Below are 19,492 nucleotides of genomic sequence, written 5' to 3'. Positions count from 1 at the left end.
CTTGTTTAGTTAGAAATAACAATCTTGGATGCTTTTAACTCTTCCCTGGTACTGATGCTTGTGTTGATAGCTTGTTCTTCAGCCAGGACGACTTTAACACTTCTGGGGGTGTTTGTTTTTTCTACATCGAATTCAGCCAAATCATTAACCTTTAATTTCTGCCCATCTTCTGTTTCAATGATTGTATTTTCAGTGACCTCTACCTTACACATATAGCCTATATCTGTACCGTAAGGATCATTTTTTTGGACCGCTGAAGAACAATCTATTCTTAGGGTGTTAGAAGATTCGACAGTATGAAAATAACCTTCAAAGGATTTAATAGGTCCAGAGTTGGTGCATCCAGTTATCAAAAAAAGCGACAACACCAGAAATATATATCTTATTCTTTGCACCTCCCAGTCTAAGTCACATATTACTGCTCCGTTAGTTGAACATGAAATAATAGTTACATTGAAAATTTGACTTGTTTAAGCTTAGCGTATCATAAAATACAAAGGTGTACTCCACCAACTAAATGTATGAACAAAATCATTTTATGTAGGAAACATGGGAAGGGAATCAACTCGCTCTGTGGAAAGTGGTCGCACCACAGCCTGCATTCTGAAAGAAATCTTCAAGAAGAGGGAGACTATTTTGAACCTGGTTAGTGAATAGAGGTGAAAATATTATAAAAGGATGTTTGGATCTTAAAGCGAGCGGGAAATGTTTTGATAGTACCAATCAAATAGATGTATAAAATATAGTCTTTCATATAAAAAAAGACAACAAAAAAGCCCAGAGTCTGAAACTCTGAGCTTTTATACGAATCTCTTATTGATAGAGAGCTCTGTACAAGAATACAGCGAACTCACTACGGATGGTTTCTTTTCCTGGCTTGAATGTGTTATCAGAATAACCAGTTGCAATAGAGCTTGCAGACAATGTTTGGATATCTTCATAAGCCCAGTGATCGGAACTTAGGTCAGCGAAGCTGCCGGAGCCGTTTGCATCAAGGTTGAATGCACGAGTGAAGAGAGCGGCGATTTCTGCACGTTCAATTGGCTCGTCCGGTTTGAAAGTACCGTCTTCATACCCGGAGAAATAACCTTTTGCTGTAACACCGTTGATGTAATCAGAAGCCCAGTGAGAACTAGATACATCAGAATACTCGCTATGAGAAGAAGTCGGAAGATCCAGCGCGATGCTTAACATTGTAGCGGCTTCCGCACGTGTAACTTTGTTATCCGGCTTGAAGAGGCTTCCTTCATATCCGTTGATGATGCCTGTTTCTCCAAGGTGGCTTATGTGATCAAAAGCCCAGTGGTACTTGTTGACGTCGTGGTATTCCCCTGCTGGAAGTTCTTCAACCGCAGATTCTGTTACCGTTTCTCTTTCTTCAATGACACGTTTTGCACCGGCATAGTTGCGTCCCCAGTAACCGGTCAGGGAAGCGACTTGAATGTCGTCTCCAGGGTTTTCAGCTGAAATCATTTTGTTGTTTCCTATGTATATTCCTACGTGCCAGATCGGGCTGCCGAAGAAGACTAAGTCTCCTTTTTGTAAATTGGAGCGGCTTACATATTCGCCTTGGGTGTACTGTTGACGAGAAGTTCGATTAAGGTCAATGCCCGCTTTTGCGAAAACATATTGCGTATATCCTGAGCAATCAAAACCGTGTGGCGATGTGCCTCCATAAACATACGGTGAACCTGAGTAATCATATGCTATATCTACTACTTGGTCCCGAACACTTTGTCCTGCGAAAGCATTAGGTGTAAATAGTAGAAAAACCGTGGCAAAAGCGACAATCGACGTTAAGAATTTTCTCATTCTAGTTATACTCCCCTTGTGTTTTTTTGTCTGTCCTTGTAATCCTTTACAAGCGTAACATAACAAGATTCGTCATAGTTTTACAGTTGTGTAACAATTAAGTTTCATAGATTTTACCAATAGGGAATAGTCTCTAGATACATAACAAAAACGACCAGCAGAAGCTGGTCGTTTTTCCTTGTTTTTAGATTAACTTGCTTTCATCTTTTCTTTCAATGGTGCGGATGACTTAGGAGCATTGAACTTACCGACAATCAAAGCTCCGTATGGTACCTTGTTCAAGAGATAGGTAACCAATATCGGGCCGCCGACGCCCATGATGAATAAGAGTAAGATGTGCACGCCGAAGTTTGTGTAGAAGGGCATGCTTTGCAAAAAGTCGATCGTATTGAACTGGAATAGTGGGTGAAGCAGGTAGATTCCATAGGAGCTGCTGCTGATCCACATGACGATCGTCGGTGTTTTCTTCAGCTGTCTGGCAATGAGATAGAGTAGACAGAAGATGAAAAACGTATAAAGCACGACGTCAAATCGCTTCGATGATACGACCGAATAGATATGGTTGTATCTCATCAGTAACGGTACCATTCCAGTCAGTGCTGCACCTGCAAGCAGATAGTATTTATACTTTTGAATGAAGCTTAGGAATATATCAATATTTTTCCCTGCATAGTAGGCGACCGTAAAGTAAAAGATCCAGCCTAGGAATGGCAGCTTATAATAAGGCCTTAGAGCAGCGACGAATGAAAAATCATGGAACCAACTGAAATTATAGATCGCCAGGTAGAACATATTGACGATAAGAGAAATTCCAATCATCAACAGCGCCGGGAACCGGTCGAAATATTTCTTCAACAAGAAATGTAACGCATAGAACTGGAAGATAATTAACACGAAGTAACCATGCCACAGTCCTAAGAAACCTTTCTCAAAGAACAATTCCATAAAGCGCCCCCACGTAAAGCCTGTCCCTACCAATAGAGGATAGGCGGAATAAATGACGGCCATCACGATATAAGGCACTAGAATATATAAAATTCGTTTCTTCCAAAAAGCCTTTGGAAGTTTGTCTGGATAAGAGTAGGATAATAAGAATTCAGAAATCATAACAAAAACGGGTGTTGCAAACATAATGGTAAGTTTGAACATATACATCAGTTCATCCGTCAATCGGAACAGCTCATAATTATGCTGGGTCATCGTCATGGAATGGATGAGCACGACACATAAGCATGCAACCGCCCGGATGAAGAAAATCTCGTTGATCATCGTACGTTTCATAGGATGCTCCTTTCTCATAACTCCTATATTTTATAGGGTATAGATGGAAAAGAAAAGGAGAAATTTCACCCATCTTTCGTCGTGCTTCCATGTATTCCGTTCACCCATACCCGTAGCTGTGGTAAAATCATGCTAATGGTTTTTTATTGTCAATTTATGAAGAGATATGAAAGAGGTATAGAAATTGAAATCGAAGTTAGGGATCGCAAGTCTATTATTTATCGGAGCGACACTGCTCCTGAAAGTTTCTGGTTTGATCCGGGATATGGTCATTGCCTATTATTTCGGTGACAGTTATGTCGCAGATGCGTATTTAGCTGCTTTCATCATCCCAAACATGCTTATTCTGTTCATGACGAACGGGATGAAAAATGCGCTTGTACCGAGTTATATCGAATCTGTAGAAAAGAATAAAGGGAAGAGATACTTAGGGCAGGTGTTCAAAGGGACGCTCGTCCTTGCCTTCATACTATCTGTCATCGGTATGCTGATCGCTCCTGTGCTCATGCCGCTGCTCTACCCGAACTTCAGTGAGGAAGCGACGCAGATTGCCACATGGGTGACGATCATCTTTTTTGCCTGCATCTCATTTGTCGGGATGAACAGTGTTCTAGAAGCGTTCTTTGATGCAGAGAGTAAGTTCTCTTTGTCGATTGTTTCTCAAATCATCGTCATTTTAAGCTCGATCGGAGCGGCCTTTTTATTCGCCAATCAAATCGGTGCCTATTCACTAGCGCTCGGTTATCTAGTGGGAACGATTTTGTCGTTGATCTTCAAGTTGTTCCTAGTTGTGCCGCGTAAAGTGATGGATGTGAAACAAAAAATCGACTGGCCGGAGGTTAAACAGTTTTACTGGATATTCTTACCCGTAGGACTTACCGTTGCCGTTGGTCAAGTGAACTTGATGGTCGGGACGATTTTCGCTGGGTATCAGGGTGAAGGGGCCGTGACGTACATCAACTACGCGAAAAACCTTGTCCATATGCCACAGGCCATTTTCGGGGTGACGATTGCAACAATTATTTTCCCGTTGTTATCAAAAGCGGTCACCGCAAACGACAACGGTCAGTTCAAGAAAGGCATCGAAAAGGGACTGACGACGATGTATCTCGTCCTGCTTCCTTCGGTTATCGGGATGATGCTGTTGATGCCGAACTTAATCGAGCTTTTCTACGAACGCGGAGCCTTTTCAAACGAAGCGACGGCCGCTACGACCCAAGTGGCGTACTTTTATTTCGGTTCGGTCGTGTTCTTCAGTTTGAATAACGTCATCAACAAAGGGTTCTACACGATGAAAAAAGGACACCTGATTTTGATGATCAGTATCGGTTCGATTGCACTCAATGTTTTGTTCAACTTCCTTTTCGCTGAATGGCTCGGCTACTTGGGAATCCCACTCGCCGCATCCGTCATGGCTTTGTTCTACACAGGCGCATGTTTAATTGTCTTCGTAAAACTCGTCGGCGGACTGGACTTCAAGTATTTAACGATCGATTATTTGAAAATCACCTTGGCTGTTGCTGCGATGAGTGGGGCTGTGATCGGTATCCAACAGCTGATCACCGATTGGCCGAACATCGTGCAGATCATTACAGTCGCCATCGTTGGTGGTATCGTGTTTGCAGCAGCAGCTTTTGTACTAAAAACACATGCCTTCTTGTTCTTGCTAAGAAATGTCACGAAACGTAAGGGGTAGGGATTATGAATAGAAAAGAAACCTTAATGAATATCGCAAGACCGGTCAACCGACCTGTCACGCGTAGAATTTTGAAAAGACATTATAGTGCCGACTTAGATGTAACGTCTCTAGAAGAGGAGAAAAAGGTGCTTGTCCTCGCGCCTCACATGGATGATGAAACCATCGGGCCTGGAGCGACCCTCCGTAAACATGCCGAACATGGCGCCGAGATTTACTGCCTTTTTATGACCGATGGAGGCGGAAGTGTCAGTGATTTAAGTGAGGAAGAACTGAAACAAAGCCGTAAAGAGGAAATCCATCAAGTGATGGACATTCTGAAACTATCCGACGTTTCTTATATGGACCTTCCTGATGGCGGCGTATCTAGTAGTGAAGAGAATATCCAATTTCTTAAACAAAAGATCGAAGAAGTTTCACCTGATGTCATTTATACAACACCTTATGTCGATGCCCACACCGATCACACGGCAACCGCCCAGCTTCTCGCGGACACGCTGAAACAAATGGATTACCGAGGAATTGTCCGTATGTACGAGATCAATTGTGCGTTTCCACCGGACTTCATCAACTGTCTTATTGATACATCTGATCAGTACGGCAAGAAGGTCCAGGCGACGGAAGTGTTCGCTTCCCAGGCAATTGCTTTCGACGGCTTCCTTGAGTTGAACCAGCTGAAAGGAAATCTCGCCAAACCCTCCGTGCAATCGGCCGAAGGGTACATCCAACTGGACAAGGATGCGTTCATTAAGCACTGTGACACGCTGAAAGAAAAGGAAATCAACTTCCCGAAAACGTTCAAGCAAGTAAACCGCACGGATACGCTGCTGTGGGCGATCTTCAAAAACTATGACCAAAAAAAAGATTTCTATCGTCACTCGATCAAATAGTGGCCGGGGAGGATTCATCTATGAGTAAACGTGTACTAGTTATCAGTAATATGTATCCCAGTCGGAAGAACCCGACCTACGGAATCTTTGTTAAGAATCAGGTCGAAGCTTTGAAGAAAAAGGGGCTGAAGATCGACATCGCCGTCAACCGTGATAATCGTGGCGGGAAAGTAAATCTTTTGAAAAAGTACGGCCTTTGGCTCCTGAAAACGCTCAGTAAACTGCCGTCCGGCCGTAACTACGATGTCGTCCATGCCCACTACATCTTTCCAAGCGGGCTGCCTGCACTCCTATTCAAGAAGCTCTTCGGGACGAAGCTTGTCGTCACTTCCCACGGTGGGGACCTCGATCAGATGGCGAAAAAGAACAAGTGGATCCGGAAGATGACAGGATATATTTTGAAAGAAGCGGATCATGTCATTGTCGTTGGAGAAGCACTGAAAGAAGAAGTCATCCAAGGGTTTGGCATTGCGGAATCCAGTGTTTCTGTCATCAACATGGGAGTGAACCGGAACGTCTTCGCTCCGAGGCCGAAAGAGGCGACGAAGCAGGAACTCGGCCTCTCAACAGAAGACCGTCACATTCTTTTTGTTGGAAACTTGATTGAAGCAAAAGGTTTGCGTGAATTATTGGTTGCTTTCCAGTCCTTGAATGAAAAATCAGAGGATCTCGAGCTCCATATCGTCGGAAGCAAGAAGAGTGATAGTTACTTACAGGAACTAAAGTCTTCGATTCATTCTGATCAAAAAGACCGTGTCCACTTCCATGGAACGAAAGATCAGGCGACTGTCGGGAAGTGGATGGCAGCAGCTGACCTTTTCGTCCTGCCGTCCCATATCGAAGGATTCGGACTTGTCGCGCTTGAAGCGATGTCCGCCCATACCCCAGTCGTTGCTTCTGATGTCGGTGGGTTGTCTTATCTTCTGAAAGACGGAGCGGGGGAGCTTGTTCACCCGAAGGATGCTCAATCTCTTGAAGAAGGAATGGCCAAAGTGTTGAATGATGCTTCCTTAAGAGAGGCTAGAGTTCAAAGAGGAGAACAGCTTGCTCAGGAGAATGATGAAGAAGTGATGCTGGAGCGGATCATAAACATTTATACACAATGAAAGTAGAAAAGCCATGAGATCACAGTGATCTCATGGCTTTTCCTTTATTCTTCTTCTACATCAGATTCGTTCACTTGTTTAAATACTGCCGTGACATGTTTGTTTCGGTTCATCTTTATCGAAGTGCTTGTCGACCCTCCTGATGTTTCGCCTTCCCATCGGACAAACGTCCAACCTTCAGCTGGAATGGCTTGAACGGAGATCCTTTGCCCCGCGGGTACCGTCTGTTTGGAAACTCGAATATACCCTTGTCCATCCGTGGATGTTGTTAATGTGTAGAGTTCCGGTTCGGGCTCTGGTTCAGGTTGGGGGTCTGGCTCAGGCTCGGGATCAGGTTCCTGGGTGACCTCTTGGAACACGGCCTTTACAGAATAATGACTGTTCATTTTAATTGTAACTGTACGGGACGAATGATTAACATCTCCCCGCCAACCGACAAACTCATAACCATTAGATGGAGTAGCGGTTAACGTAACAAGTAATCCATCTTCAAAGCTTGAGCCGGACCGACTTTGCTTAATCGTACCTTTTCCGCTCTTCCCTACGTTCAGTCGGTATTTCGTTGTTTCTTTTACTTCTTCTTGTTCCTCTTCTTCTTGCACTTCCTCGTCCTCATCCTGTTCTTCTTCAACGAAAACGGCTCGCACCTGCTTATCCTCATCAAACGTCAAGCGAGCAGAGGTTGTTGATGATGTCAGATCACCTTCCCAGGCGGCGAATGTCCACCCAGTGGCTGGACGTGCCCGCAACGAGATGGTCTCACCATGCGAGTAGGTGTTGGTGAGGGAGTCACGGAATATTTCGCCTTCTCCTTCAATCGTAAGGTTTAACTCATGACTATTGGATTCAAAGATGGCGGTGACATTCAGGTGTCCATCGATCGTATGCTCAATGGTGCTCTGAGTTCCTTCGATATCGCCTGTCCAACGGACGAACGTCCAGCCTTGTTCTCCAATGGCTTGAAGCTGAACGACATCTCCCGTTTCATAACTCTCTTGATCTGGTGTAACAGCAATACGGCCTTGTCCTTCAACGTTTGTTTGGATGAAGGATTCGGATTCGCTTTCCCCTTCAACCATCACCGGAAGTTCTTTCGTAAAGTCTTGATAGGAGAGAGTTAACACATCCAATCCGGACTCTTCAGCCGTTAATGTGGCTGATGGACCGTCGGACGTGAGTTGAACTTTTCCTTCCGTTACTGCCCATTCCGGTTCAAAGGACATCTCTTCACCGGCCGCATCTTTGCCTGTTGCTTCAATAGTAAGACTTTCTCCGAGAGAGAACGCGTCCAATTCTTCAGGTGAAAAGGTGACTTCTTCCAATACCTGTTCTTCGACGTTGACATTCATCGTTTGGGTGAAATCCTCCCAAGTAACTACAACATCTGTCTGGCCGGTTTTTATCCCCTTTACCGTAACTGCAGGCTCTTCTTCCACAGGAGTCACTTCTCCAATCGTCGGATCCTCGACCGTCCATTCTGCTTCAAGTGGATAATGATTTCCATCGCCATCCGACCAGACAAGGTGGTATTCCCGTTCGTAACCTTCTTGGACATACCTTCTTTCTCCGTCGATGGTGATTTTGGAGAGAAGATGATCGTAAGTTTCTTGAACAGATGGGTCTTCACTATAGCGGAGGCCTTTTTTTAGCGTCCGGTACGCTTTTTCGATATCTCCTTCGTTACTATACACGTCAGATAGAAGGGTGTATAAAGCACCCGCTTCAGGTGCAGCATAGATTCCTTCATTCAAGGTTTGCACAGCTTCTTCCATCCGGTCTAAATGTATGTAGGATTGCGCAAGTTTCCGTCTTGCTTCCTGATGGGAAGCGTCCATCTCCAGTACTTCTAAATACAGCTCCACACTCTTTTCGAATTCTTCTGCTTGGAAAGCTTCATTTGCACGCTCATACTGCTCTTCAAGCGTATTCGCCTGGACAGCATTTACTGTGAAAATAGTGGCAGCCGCCGCTATACCGAGCAGAGCGATAAAAACCAGCAGTCTTTTGACGTTCATCACATCACATTCCTTTCTTAGAAACTAGTACCAATTCCTCTTATTGTACCTCGGATAGAGAAAAATCGGAATACTAGGATAATTGTCGTGTTTTCACTATATATATCGGTTTATCCTACAATTTGTCGAAGAGATAACCGATAATTAATTTTAGAAAGACGTCATTTCTTTGTAAAAAAATAGTTAAAGATTCTAGATTCCAAGGTCAATAGAAAGATATCTTATGCTATAATGCTGATATCTGTTTATTCGACAAACAACAGGAGGTTTATTCATGGAGGAAACAATTTCCTTGAAAGAGATTTTCGAGGTACTGAAGAAACGTATAGGGCTGATCATCAGCTTGGCCATTTTAGCGGCAGGACTAAGTGCGGCGTACACCTTTTTCCTAGTCACTCCCACGTATCAAGCGTCTTCACAATTCATTGTCAGTCAGTCTCAAGGTCAACAGGAGAATACCCCGTATGATATCAATGACATCCGTACGAATGTGGAGCTGATTAATACATATAACGATATCATCAAAAGTCCAAGAGTTTTAGATATCGTTGTTGAAGAACTTGGAGTAGATTACTCCTCTGCTACATTGGCAGAAAAATTGCAGGTTTCAAGTTCTGAACAATCCCAAGTCGTGAGCGTGACAGCAACGGACAGTAATGCGATGCTTGCTGCCGACCTGACGAATACGACGGTTCGCGTATTTAAAGAAGAAGTACCACAACTGATGAACGTCGATAACGTCAATGTGTTATCAAGTGCAGAAGTTGGATCTGATCCTTCTCCTGTAAGCCCGAACCCGGCATTGAATATTGCCATTGCTCTAATCGTTGGCCTTATGATTGGTGTAGGAATTGCATTCTTACTGGAATACTTAGATAACTCAATTAAGAGTGAACAAGATATCGAAGAAAGTCTTGTTTTACCCGTCCTTGGGGTGGTCTCTACGATAACTGCTGATGAACTCCCAGCTCCGGGCCGATCCCGAAAAAAGTCGAACGTGACAGAAATGAGAGGTGAGTCTGTTGGCACGTAAAAAGAAACAGATGGTAAATACGAGAGCTCGAAATATTATAGCCAATGAAAATCCGAAATCACCAATCGCAGAACAGTTTCGTACGATCCGTACAAACTTGCAGTTTACAACCGTAGACAGCGAGTTGGAAACGATGCTCGTTACCTCTGCAAGCCCATCGGAAGGAAAGTCCATTACAACAGCAAATACAGCAACCGTCTTTGCCCAGCAAGGGAAGAAGACATTGTTGATTGATGCGGATTTAAGGAAGCCGACGGTGCATTACACATTCCGCGTATCCAATACGAGTGGTTTGAGCAATTATCTTGTAGGTAAGCAGCGAGTGACTGAACTCGCCCGTGAAACCGATGTAGACAACCTTGATGTTATTACCTGCGGTCCGATCCCTCCAAATCCGTCAGAATTGCTTGGCTCTAATAAAATGAAGCAGTTTATCGAAGAAGCGAAACAAACGTACGATATGATTGTTTTTGATACACCCCCGGTACTTGCGGTGACTGACTCACAAGTCTTATCAAACTTCGTAGATGGTGTGCTACTTGTCGTTCGCAGTAAGCAGACAGAGAAAGAAGCGGCTGTTAAAGCAAAAGAAACACTGGAACAAGCCAAAGCGAATATTTTAGGAGTCGTTCTCAACGATCAAGATTTAAAATCCAGCAATTATTATTACTATTACGGACAATAGTTTGTAAGAAGAGCTGCCCCAGCTCTTCTTTTTTGTGCCTTTTTCAAAAAAAATATATGAATCTCACAAATAGAGTGATATTTTTTAAAAAGAAGCTATTTATTTTAAAAAACCGTGAGAATCCCTTCAAAAAGATGTATATAATTGGTATAATCATTATCAGATTATAAAAATAGAGATAGAATTATAACAATAGGTGTAGAAAATTTAGAGGGGAGTAGGTCTTTTGATTGATATTCACAGTCACATCCTACCAGGCGTTGATGATGGGGCACAGACAATCGAAGAAAGCATCCAGATGGCGGAAGCAGCAGTGAAAGATGGCATTACGCATATTGTTGCCACCCCCCATCATAACAACGGAACGTACAACAATTATAAAAACAACATCAAGATTCAAGTCGCAGAGTTGAACCGGACATTCAAGGAAAAAGGGATTGACCTGCAAGTCCTGCCCGGGCAGGAAACAAGAATATATGGAGAGATGATTGAAGGATTGTCAGCTAGTGAGATTCTTCCAATCAACGATGACACGAACTATGTGTTTGTCGAATTCCCATCCAGTTCCGTTCCGCGCTATGCCTCCCAGCTGTTCTTTGATATGCAGGTAGCAGGGTATCAGCCGGTCATTGTGCATCCGGAGAGAAATAAAGCGATCATCGAAAATCCTGACCTTCTTTACTCGTTTGTGAAAAGAGGAGCATTCGCACAGCTGACAGCGGCAAGTGTCTGCGGTAAGTTCGGCAAGAAAATCAAGAAGTTCTCTGAACAATTGATCGAAGCGAACCTCGCTCACTTGATTGCAAGCGATGCGCACAATACCACATCCCGCGGTTTCTGCATGTCAGAAGCCTACAGTGAAGTCAGAAAGAACTATGGTCTTGATATGGTGTACATGCTTTCTGAAAATGCGGAAGATGTCATTGCAGGACAAGTCCTGCAGGCAGAGCCGCCACATCACGTAAAGAAAAAGAAAAAGGTTCTTGGTTTGTTTTAGTAGATAAGTAGAGAAGTGATTTTGGCTTTACATGCTGGAATCACTTTTCTTATATCAAAAAATAATAAATGAAAGCGTTTTTTTACAAAATATATAAAAATTATGTAAATATCCACAAGAATCCCCTTTAAAGGATACAAGTATATTGATACAATAACTTGTGTTACAAAATAGTTACAATGAATTGTTAATCATATCCAACAGATGTAGAAAAAGGTCGTGAAAAGATCATGAAAAACAGAAAATTGCCTAAGTCTGCGATTAAAACAATTCGTTATATCAAATACGAAGCTCCGGATGAAAAGCTGCCACTCTTAGAAAAGGAACTGGCTAAAGCTATGAAACAACGAAAAGCATCTCGCTTAGACAAGGAGGGAATGTGTTGACAACGGCTTATAAAAAAAGACTCCTATTACTTATTTTGATCGATTCCTTTATCGTATTCTTCTCAGTTTACATGTCCCACTTCTTTTTAAATCCTTACGTCGCTGTCTTTGACAATGTCATGATTGTCCTTTCAGCTACTTTACTCATCAGCCATCATCTATTTTCCAGTATTACCGGCATGTACAAGAAGAAATGGCGTTATGCCAGCACAGAAGAATTGATCGGAATTATAGGCGTAGTGACATTATCCATATTAACAGCAGTAATCGTTCAATGGGTGGCGTTTGGAAGTGTCTATGAACGTGCTCTGACCATCACCTGGATGCTACATATATTACTTATTGGTGGAGTCCGATTCGCCTGGCAGTATTATAAAAATTATGGCATAACACTCAACCCTAAGCTGAAAAAAGCGAAAGTCATCAATGACCCAAATCGCCAACGCACATTGATTGTCGGTGCAGGTGCCGCTGGACGGATGCTTGCCAGACAAATGAACAACTCTAAAGAGTTCAATGGCGATGTTATTGGTTTTGTCGACGACGATTTTAAGATGCACCATCTGACGATTTCTGGCCTTCCTGTCCTGGGTAGTACGAAAGAAATAGAGAATCTAGCTAAAAAGCATCATATTAACCATATCGTCATGGCAATGCCATCTGTTAAGCAAAATGTTGTAAAAAATTTAATTCAAATGTCTAAAAAAGCTGTTAAAAATGTCCAAACGCTTCCGATGATTGAGGATATCGCCCTAGGTAATGTGTCCGTGAATCAAATTCGAGACGTGCAGATAGAAGACCTTCTCGGTCGTGAGCCAGTGGAACTCGATATCGACTCCATCGAATCAGAAGTTAAAGGACGCACCGTTATGGTTACAGGTGCCGGTGGAAGTATAGGTTCGGAGATTTGCCGCCAGCTCGTCAAGTTTGGTCCGGAACGACTCATTTTACTCGGTCATGGTGAAAATAGCATTTATACGATCCATATGGAATTAAAACAATACGAAATTGATACAGAACTTGTGACCGTCATTGCGGATGTTCAGGACAGAGAGCGTATTTTCCAAGTCGTCCAAGACTACGCTCCATCCTACATTTACCACGCTGCGGCTCACAAACATGTGCCGTTGATGGAAGCAAATCCGAAAGAAGCGGTGAAGAACAACGTGATTGGGACGAAGAATGTTGCCGAAGCTGCTCACCATGCAGGGGTAAAAGCCTTTGTGCTCGTTTCCACAGACAAAGCAGTCAACCCGCCTAACGTTATGGGTTCCACGAAACGAATAGCAGAAATGATTGTGCAGAACCTTGGGCGACAAAGTCAGACGAAGTTTGTTGCTGTGCGATTCGGTAATGTTCTTGGAAGCCGTGGTAGTGTTATTCCACTGTTTAAGAAGCAAATTGCTGCAGGTGGGCCGGTAACCGTTACTCACCCGGATATGACGCGTTACTTTATGACTATTCCAGAAGCTTCGAGACTGGTCCTTCAAGCAGGGGCTCTTGCTCGTGGGGGAGAGGTTTTTGTGCTTGATATGGGTGAACCGGTGAAGATTGTCGATCTTGCGAAGAACTTGATCCATCTTTCCGGGTTTACGGAAGAGCAGATTCCGATTCAGTTTAGTGGGATTCGCCCTGGGGAGAAGATGTATGAGGAGCTTCTGAGTGATAAGGAAGTAAATAAGAAGCCGGTGTTTCCGAAGATCTTTATTGGGAAGACGGTGGAGTTTGATTATCAGCTTGTGGAGTATTTGGTTGAGCATCATGCGGAGAGTAGTGTAGAAGATTTGAAAAAGTATGCAATTGACTTGGCTAATAATAGGCTTCCAGCTAGTAAAAAAGTTTTAGAGCAAGTGTTATAGGATTGTAAGGGGGAGCTCGTTATGAAAAAGGTGAAAAAAGCAATTATCCCAGCTGCCGGATTAGGAACTCGCTTCCTTCCGGCGACCAAGGCTATGCCTAAAGAGATGCTGCCTATTGTTGATAAGCCCACCATTCAGTATATCGTGGAAGAGGCAATACAGTCTGGGATAGAGGATATTATTATTGTGACGGGAAAAGGGAAGCGTGCGATAGAGGATCACTTTGATAAGAACTTTGAGCTTGAGGATAACTTGATGCAGAAAGAGAAGTATGATCTTCTTGAGAAAGTGAATGCGACATCCAATGTTGAGATTCATTTCATTCGTCAAAAAGAGCCAAAAGGACTTGGGCATGCGGTTTGGTGTGCGCGTAAATTTATCGGTGATGAACCGTTCGCTGTTCTTCTTGGAGATGATATTGTTCGTGCGGAAAAGCCTTGTCTGCGTCAGTTGATGGATCAGCAGGAGGAAACATTATCGTCCGTTATTGGTGTTCAAACGGTTCCAGAAAAAGAAACGCACCGTTATGGAATCATCGATCCGCTTGATCAGGATGGTCGCCGTTACCAGGTGAAGACGTTTGTTGAAAAACCGTCACAAGGAACTGCTCCTTCTAATCTTGCGATAATGGGGCGTTACATATTAAACCCTGAGATCTTTATGTTTTTGGATAAGCAGGAGAAGGGTGCTGGTGGTGAGGTTCAGTTAACGGATGCGATTCAGAAATTAAATGAGATTCAACGTGTGTTTGCTTATGATTTTGAGGGACGGCGTTTTGATGTTGGGGAGAAGCTGGGGTTTGTGAAGACGACGTTGGAGCTTGCGTTGGAGCGTCCGGAACTGAAAGATGACGTTATAAGCTATATGGAAGATGTTTTGCAAAAAAACAAAGTACCTATGAATTAATAAACTATATAGAAGGTTGCCAAACGGCAACCTTCTAATAATGAAGAAAAATGAGTTGGATTGTTTGGAGTTGTTTGTAAGAAATATACAAGTAAGTCCAAGCAAACCAAATATAGAAGAAACGAATGGAAGGAAGTTGGAGACAATGGGAGATCGGATTTTTCTTTCATCCCCTCATATGAGTGATGAAGGGTATGAACAACAATACGTACAAGAAGCTTTTGATACCAACTGGATTGCCCCGTTAGGTACAAACGTTAATGAATTTGAAAATGAACTAGCAGCTAAAGTTGGATCTAAATCAGCCGCGGCGCTATCTTCAGGGACAGCTGCTATTCATTTAGCGTTAAAGGCCGCTGGTGTAGGCGAGGGAGATATTGTCTTCTGTCCAACATTAACATTTTCCGCAACAGCAAACCCTATCATTTATCAGAATGCTACACCCGTATTTATAGATAGTAACTATGAAACTTGGAATATGTGTCCTGGCGCTCTCGAAGAAGCTTTTAAGAAATATCCGGAAGTGAAAGCTGTTATTATTGTTCATTTATACGGACTTTCAGCGGATATGTATCGAATTATGGAGGTCTGTAATAAACATAATGTCACCGTCATTGAAGATGCAGCCGAGTCTTTGGGTGGTTATTATAAGGGTCAACATACAGGAACGTTTGGAGACTATGGAATCTTTTCTTTTAATGGTAACAAAATAATTACAACATCCGGTGGCGGGATGCTTGTATCTAATAATGAAGAAAAGATAAAAAAAGCAAGGTTTTGGGCAACTCAGTCACGCGATCAAGCAAGACATTATCAACATAGTGAATTAGGGTTTAATTACCGTATGAGTAATGTAGTTGCTGGTATAGGACGTGGACAACTGAAGGTGCTGGAACAAAGAGTAGAAAAGAAAAAATACATCTTTGATTACTATAAAAATGAACTTATTCACCTTGATGGAGTTGACTTTATGCCAGTCAATGATTGGGATCAACCGAACTTTTGGTTGAGTTCAATGACATTGACTTGTGACGTTAGACCAATTGATGTGATGGAAGCTTTGGAGAAGGAAAATATTGAATCTAGACCGATCTGGAAGCCGATGCATATGCAGCCTTATTTTGAGAAATATGATTTCGTTGGTAGTAGAGTTTCTGAAAAGTTGTTTCAGAATGGTATTTGTTTACCTTCTGACACAAAAATGTCAGACGAAGACCTGAAAAGAGTTGTACGAATAATGAAAGGTTTGTGGATGAAATAATGACACATACAAAGAAGGGCATTTATGAACGTTATCTAAAGAGGTTAGCTGATATTACACTCTCTGCTCTTGCCATTACAGTATTAAGTGTTCCAATGATATTAGTGTCTATTATGGTGAGAAAGAAGCTAGGATCTCCTATCTTGTTTAAGCAAGAACGCCCAGGACTTAATGGTAAGCCTTTTTTTATGTATAAGTTTAGAACGATGACAGATGAAAAAAATGAAAAAGGTGAATTACTCCCAGATCATATACGGTTAACTAAATTTGGGACGTTCTTGCGTTCAACCTCTCTAGATGAGTTGCCTGAATTATTCAATATTCTAAAAGGCGAAATGTCTATTGTTGGACCAAGGCCTTTACTTATGAGGTATCTCTCTCTTTATAACTCTCATCAACAACGAAGGCATGAGGTGAAACCAGGGCTTACTGGATTAGCTCAAGTTAATGGTAGAAATGCGATTAGTTGGCAGGATAAGTTTGAGATAGATGTCCATTACGTAGATAATGTTACGTTTCAACAAGATTGTAAAATTGTCCTTTCAACAATCAAGAAGGTGTTTGTTAGGGAAGGGATTAATTCTGAAACTGCTGCAACAGTAGAACCTTTTAAAGGCAATAAAGAGGAAGATTATTAAAATGAAGAATAAATTACTTATTGTTGGTGCGAGCGGACATGGGAAAGTAGTTGCTGATATTGCAATGGAAATTGATAAATGGGATGAAATTGCTTTTTTGGATGATGACGAGAATGTTAAGTCATCAATGGGTTTAGAGATCATTGGTACTTCTGATGATATTTTTACACATATAGATGAATACGAAATTTTCGTGGGTATTGGTAATAATACAACTAGACAAAAGATACACGGTATACTTGAAAGAGTTGGGGCTAATATTCCGATTTTGATTCACCCTAAGGCTGTTATTGGGAGACAAGTGGAGGTAGGAATTGGAACCGTTGTAATGGCCGGTGCAATTGTTAACTGTTGCACTCACATTGGTAAAGGTTGCATTGTTAACACTGGAGCTACAATAGATCATGATAATTGTATTGAAGGTTTTGTTCATATATCACCGGGAGCTCATTTAGCTGGAACGGTAAACGTTGGCAAAGGTTCGTGGTTAGGAATAGGTAGTATTGTGAGTAATAATGTTAACATCCCAAAAGGATGTACGATAGGTGCTGGGTCTTCTGTTATTAAGGATATACAGGAGGCTGGAATTTATGTAGGAACCCCAGTAAGAAAGCTAGATTACTAAGTATTGGAGAATTAGGTATGAAAATATTATATGTTACGACAATTTCAAATACAGTAAATGCATTTTTAATTCCTCATATTAAAATGTTAATTAACCAAGGACATCAAGTTGATATAGCTTTTAATATTGTTCAAGAAGTAAGTCCTGAGTTAAAAAAACTTGGTTGTGAAATATATGATATAGAATTTCAGAGATCCCCACTAAAGAAAGATAATTACACAGCTTTTAAAAAGTTGAAGAGACTAATTTTAAGAGAAGAATATGATATAGTTCATACCCACACACCTGTAGCATCATTTATAACGAGATTAGCATGCAGGAAAATTCAAGGAATAAAAATAATATATACTGCTCATGGTTTTCACTTTTTTAAAGGTGCTCCACTAAAAAACTGGTTAATATTTTATCCAATGGAGTGGCTTGCAGCGAAATGGACTGATTGTTTAATTACTATGAACGAAGAAGACTATTTGTCAGGTCAAAAAATGATGAGAAATAAAAAAATGGTTTTAAAAGTACCTGGGGTTGGGGTGGATTTGAAAAAGTTTTCACCACATAAAATTGAAGTTAGAAATCAACTTCGAAGTAAATACGGTTATAAAAATGATGAATTTATATTAGTATATGCTGGTGAATTGAGTTTTAGGAAACATCAAGATTTACTTATAGATTCAATTTACCATATAAAAAAGAAGATACCGGAAGTTAAATTGTTACTGGTAGGAAATGGACCTTTGTTAGAGAAGTACGAACACCAAGTTGAAAAATTAGGACTTAACGATTGTGTTGAATTCTTGGGCTTCCGTAATGATATTAACAAGATTATGACTCTTTCGGATATCGCTGTTTCATCATCCCGACATGAGGGACTACCGGTTAACATAATGGAGGCTATGGCTACAGGGTTACCTATAATTGCAACGGGGTGCAGGGGGAACATAGATTTAGTTGAAGATGGAGAAAATGGGTTTATTGTTGAAGACAATGATATTAAAGGTTTTTCAAATGCAGTAGAGGAATTATATTTATCGGGAAAATTAATGAATAAATTTAGTGTGAATAGTTCTGTGAAAGTGAAAGAGTTTACAATTAATAATGTATTGAAAGAAATGCAAAGAATTTATTTATCACTATTCTAGAGTATTGTTGTGATAGATATTTGTTCTAGCATTCTAATAAGGAAGAGGAATTATCATGAAAATTGCTTATGTAGTTGCAGATAGTCTAGAAAAGCCTCATGGAGTATCAAAAAAAATATATAACCAAATGAAATACTGGAAAACAAAAGGGGAAAAGGTCAAGTTATTTTATTTCTCAAAAAGACCATTAAACAAGATGTTTCATGAATTTGATTATGAAATTATCAAATATAACTCGAGAATTGATTTTGTGTTGAATACAAAAGGGTTTTATGTGATTAAGAAATGGGCCCCAGATATTATTTATTTCAGAATGTATCTTTACAGTATTAGTTTCCATAAAATGGTTAAAATTTATCCTAGTATTATAGAGATAAATACAGACGATGTTATGGAGAGTAAGATAAGTTACCCGAAGATTGTAAGGTTATTCCATCTAGTTACAAGGAATAAATTATTGGAAAAAGCAGCTGGTTTTGTATGTGTGACTTACGATTTAGAGAGAAAGTTTAAATATTACTCTAATAATACAATTACAATTCCTAACAGTGTTTCTAATCCTTTTATTGGGAAATTCAGTAATTCTAAGGATCGCAAGGAGCGTTTACAAGTTATTTTTTTGGGATCACCTCATCAACCCTGGCACGGACTAGATAAGATAAAATTCCTTGCAGCAGAACTAAGTGAAGTTGATTTTCATATTATTGGCACAAATGAATTGGAAAATACAACCAGTAATTTAATTCAATATGGATTTCTTTCTGAAGGGGAATATCTGGAAGTATTAAATAAAAGTGATGTTGCTATTGGGACCTTAGCCCTCCACAGAAACAATATGAATGAAGCAAGTCCCCTTAAGACAAGGGAGTATCTGAAATATGGAGTCCCAGTTATTATCGGATACAAAGATAGTGATTTACTAAACAAGGCACATTTTGTTTTAGAATTACCAAATGAAGAAAATAACATTATTAACAATATGAGTTTAATTGAAAAATTTATAAAAAATTCACGAAGAATACAAATACTAAAGAGTGATGTAGAACACATATTAAGTGATTCCAAAGAAGAAAAAAGGCTAGAATTTATTAATGAAGTAATTTATCAAAAATCCCATTAGAACTATATATTCTTAAAATTTTATGAAGATATTATTGATTGAA

General features: G+C 41.0%; 17 protein-coding genes. 13 read left to right on the top strand and 4 right to left on the bottom strand.

The window, feature by feature from the left end; translation table 11 throughout:
- Positions 1-5: 5 nt before the first annotated feature.
- From BLS23_RS21345 to BLS23_RS07565, 3 genes are all read right to left on the bottom strand, one after another.
- Complete coding sequence (locus BLS23_RS21345; protein WP_143015242.1) at positions 6-212, bottom strand: hypothetical protein; 207 nt, start codon at positions 210-212, stop codon at positions 6-8.
- Positions 213-813: 601 nt separating this feature from the next.
- Positions 814-1,812, bottom strand: coding sequence for a C40 family peptidase (locus BLS23_RS07570; RefSeq protein WP_089651942.1), 999 nt, complete (start codon positions 1,810-1,812; stop codon positions 814-816).
- A 189-nt stretch (positions 1,813-2,001) separates the two neighbouring features.
- The gene (locus BLS23_RS07565) at positions 2,002-3,093 is read right to left on the bottom strand and encodes an acyltransferase family protein (RefSeq protein ID WP_167356039.1); all 1,092 of its coding nucleotides are present in this window, start codon (positions 3,091-3,093) and stop codon (positions 2,002-2,004) included.
- A gap of 184 nt (positions 3,094-3,277) precedes the next feature.
- Between BLS23_RS07565 and murJ the strand changes: the two genes are divergently transcribed.
- From murJ to BLS23_RS07550, 3 genes are read left to right on the top strand one after another with little or no spacing between them, the layout of a single operon-like run.
- The gene (gene murJ / locus BLS23_RS07560; protein WP_089651940.1) at positions 3,278-4,789 is read left to right on the top strand and encodes a murein biosynthesis integral membrane protein MurJ; all 1,512 of its coding nucleotides are present in this window, start codon (positions 3,278-3,280) and stop codon (positions 4,787-4,789) included.
- 5 nt (positions 4,790-4,794) lie between these two features.
- On the top strand, positions 4,795-5,679 hold the full coding sequence (locus tag BLS23_RS07555; RefSeq protein WP_089651939.1) for a PIG-L deacetylase family protein: 885 nt from the start codon (positions 4,795-4,797) through the stop codon (positions 5,677-5,679).
- Between the two features lie 20 nt (positions 5,680-5,699).
- Positions 5,700-6,785 carry a glycosyltransferase gene (locus BLS23_RS07550; RefSeq protein WP_208599170.1) on the top strand — a complete coding sequence of 362 codons (1,086 nt, stop codon included), beginning with the start codon at positions 5,700-5,702 and terminating at the stop codon, positions 6,783-6,785.
- Between the two features lie 44 nt (positions 6,786-6,829).
- Here the strand turns inward: BLS23_RS07550 and BLS23_RS07545 are convergent, their stop codons facing one another.
- The gene (locus BLS23_RS07545) at positions 6,830-8,800 is read right to left on the bottom strand and encodes an InlB B-repeat-containing protein (RefSeq protein WP_089651938.1); all 1,971 of its coding nucleotides are present in this window, start codon (positions 8,798-8,800) and stop codon (positions 6,830-6,832) included.
- A 274-nt stretch (positions 8,801-9,074) separates the two neighbouring features.
- On the opposite strand from BLS23_RS07545, the gene BLS23_RS07540 reads away from it, so the two are divergent.
- The 10 genes from BLS23_RS07540 to BLS23_RS07495 all read left to right on the top strand — a co-directional run bounded on the left by BLS23_RS07540 (position 9,075) and on the right by BLS23_RS07495 (position 19,449).
- Positions 9,075-9,833: a YveK family protein gene (locus BLS23_RS07540; protein WP_089651937.1), complete on the top strand. Its 759-nt coding sequence runs from the start codon at positions 9,075-9,077 to the stop codon at positions 9,831-9,833.
- On the top strand, positions 9,823-10,518 hold the full coding sequence (locus BLS23_RS07535; RefSeq protein WP_089651936.1) for a CpsD/CapB family tyrosine-protein kinase: 696 nt from the start codon (positions 9,823-9,825) through the stop codon (positions 10,516-10,518). Before BLS23_RS07540 ends, BLS23_RS07535 begins: the two co-directional genes overlap by 11 nt.
- 226 nt (positions 10,519-10,744) lie before the next feature.
- Complete coding sequence (locus BLS23_RS07530; protein WP_089651935.1) at positions 10,745-11,515, top strand: tyrosine-protein phosphatase; 771 nt, start codon at positions 10,745-10,747, stop codon at positions 11,513-11,515.
- Positions 11,516-11,894: 379 nt separating this feature from the next.
- Positions 11,895-13,760, top strand: coding sequence for a polysaccharide biosynthesis protein (locus BLS23_RS07525; RefSeq protein WP_244157117.1), 1,866 nt, complete (start codon positions 11,895-11,897; stop codon positions 13,758-13,760).
- 21 nt (positions 13,761-13,781) lie between these two features.
- Positions 13,782-14,666 (top strand): UTP--glucose-1-phosphate uridylyltransferase GalU, encoded by an 885-nt coding sequence (galU, locus tag BLS23_RS07520; RefSeq protein ID WP_089651934.1) that lies wholly within the window; start codon positions 13,782-13,784, stop codon positions 14,664-14,666.
- Positions 14,667-14,811: 145 nt separating this feature from the next.
- Positions 14,812-15,927: a DegT/DnrJ/EryC1/StrS family aminotransferase gene (locus BLS23_RS07515; protein WP_089651933.1), complete on the top strand. Its 1,116-nt coding sequence runs from the start codon at positions 14,812-14,814 to the stop codon at positions 15,925-15,927.
- The gene (locus BLS23_RS07510) at positions 15,927-16,565 is read left to right on the top strand and encodes a sugar transferase (RefSeq protein ID WP_089651932.1); all 639 of its coding nucleotides are present in this window, start codon (positions 15,927-15,929) and stop codon (positions 16,563-16,565) included. The genes BLS23_RS07515 and BLS23_RS07510 overlap by 1 nt, the downstream gene beginning before the upstream one ends.
- Before the next feature lies 1 nt (position 16,566).
- A complete protein-coding gene (locus BLS23_RS07505) occupies positions 16,567-17,190 on the top strand; it encodes an acetyltransferase (RefSeq protein WP_089651931.1) in 624 nt (207 codons plus the stop codon).
- Positions 17,191-17,207: 17 nt separating this feature from the next.
- A complete protein-coding gene (locus BLS23_RS07500; protein ID WP_089651930.1) occupies positions 17,208-18,329 on the top strand; it encodes a glycosyltransferase family 4 protein in 1,122 nt (373 codons plus the stop codon).
- Positions 18,330-18,384: 55 nt separating this feature from the next.
- Positions 18,385-19,449, top strand: a complete 1,065-nt coding sequence (locus tag BLS23_RS07495) for a glycosyltransferase family protein (RefSeq protein ID WP_089651929.1) — start codon at positions 18,385-18,387, stop codon at positions 19,447-19,449.
- Positions 19,450-19,492 lie beyond the last annotated feature (43 nt).

It is taken from the genome of Halobacillus aidingensis, from assembly GCF_900104185.1.
In the GTDB taxonomy this organism is placed as follows: Bacteria; Bacillota; Bacilli; order Bacillales; family Halobacillaceae; genus Halobacillus; species Halobacillus aidingensis.
This window is presented reverse-complemented; position numbering and strand designations above follow the sequence as displayed.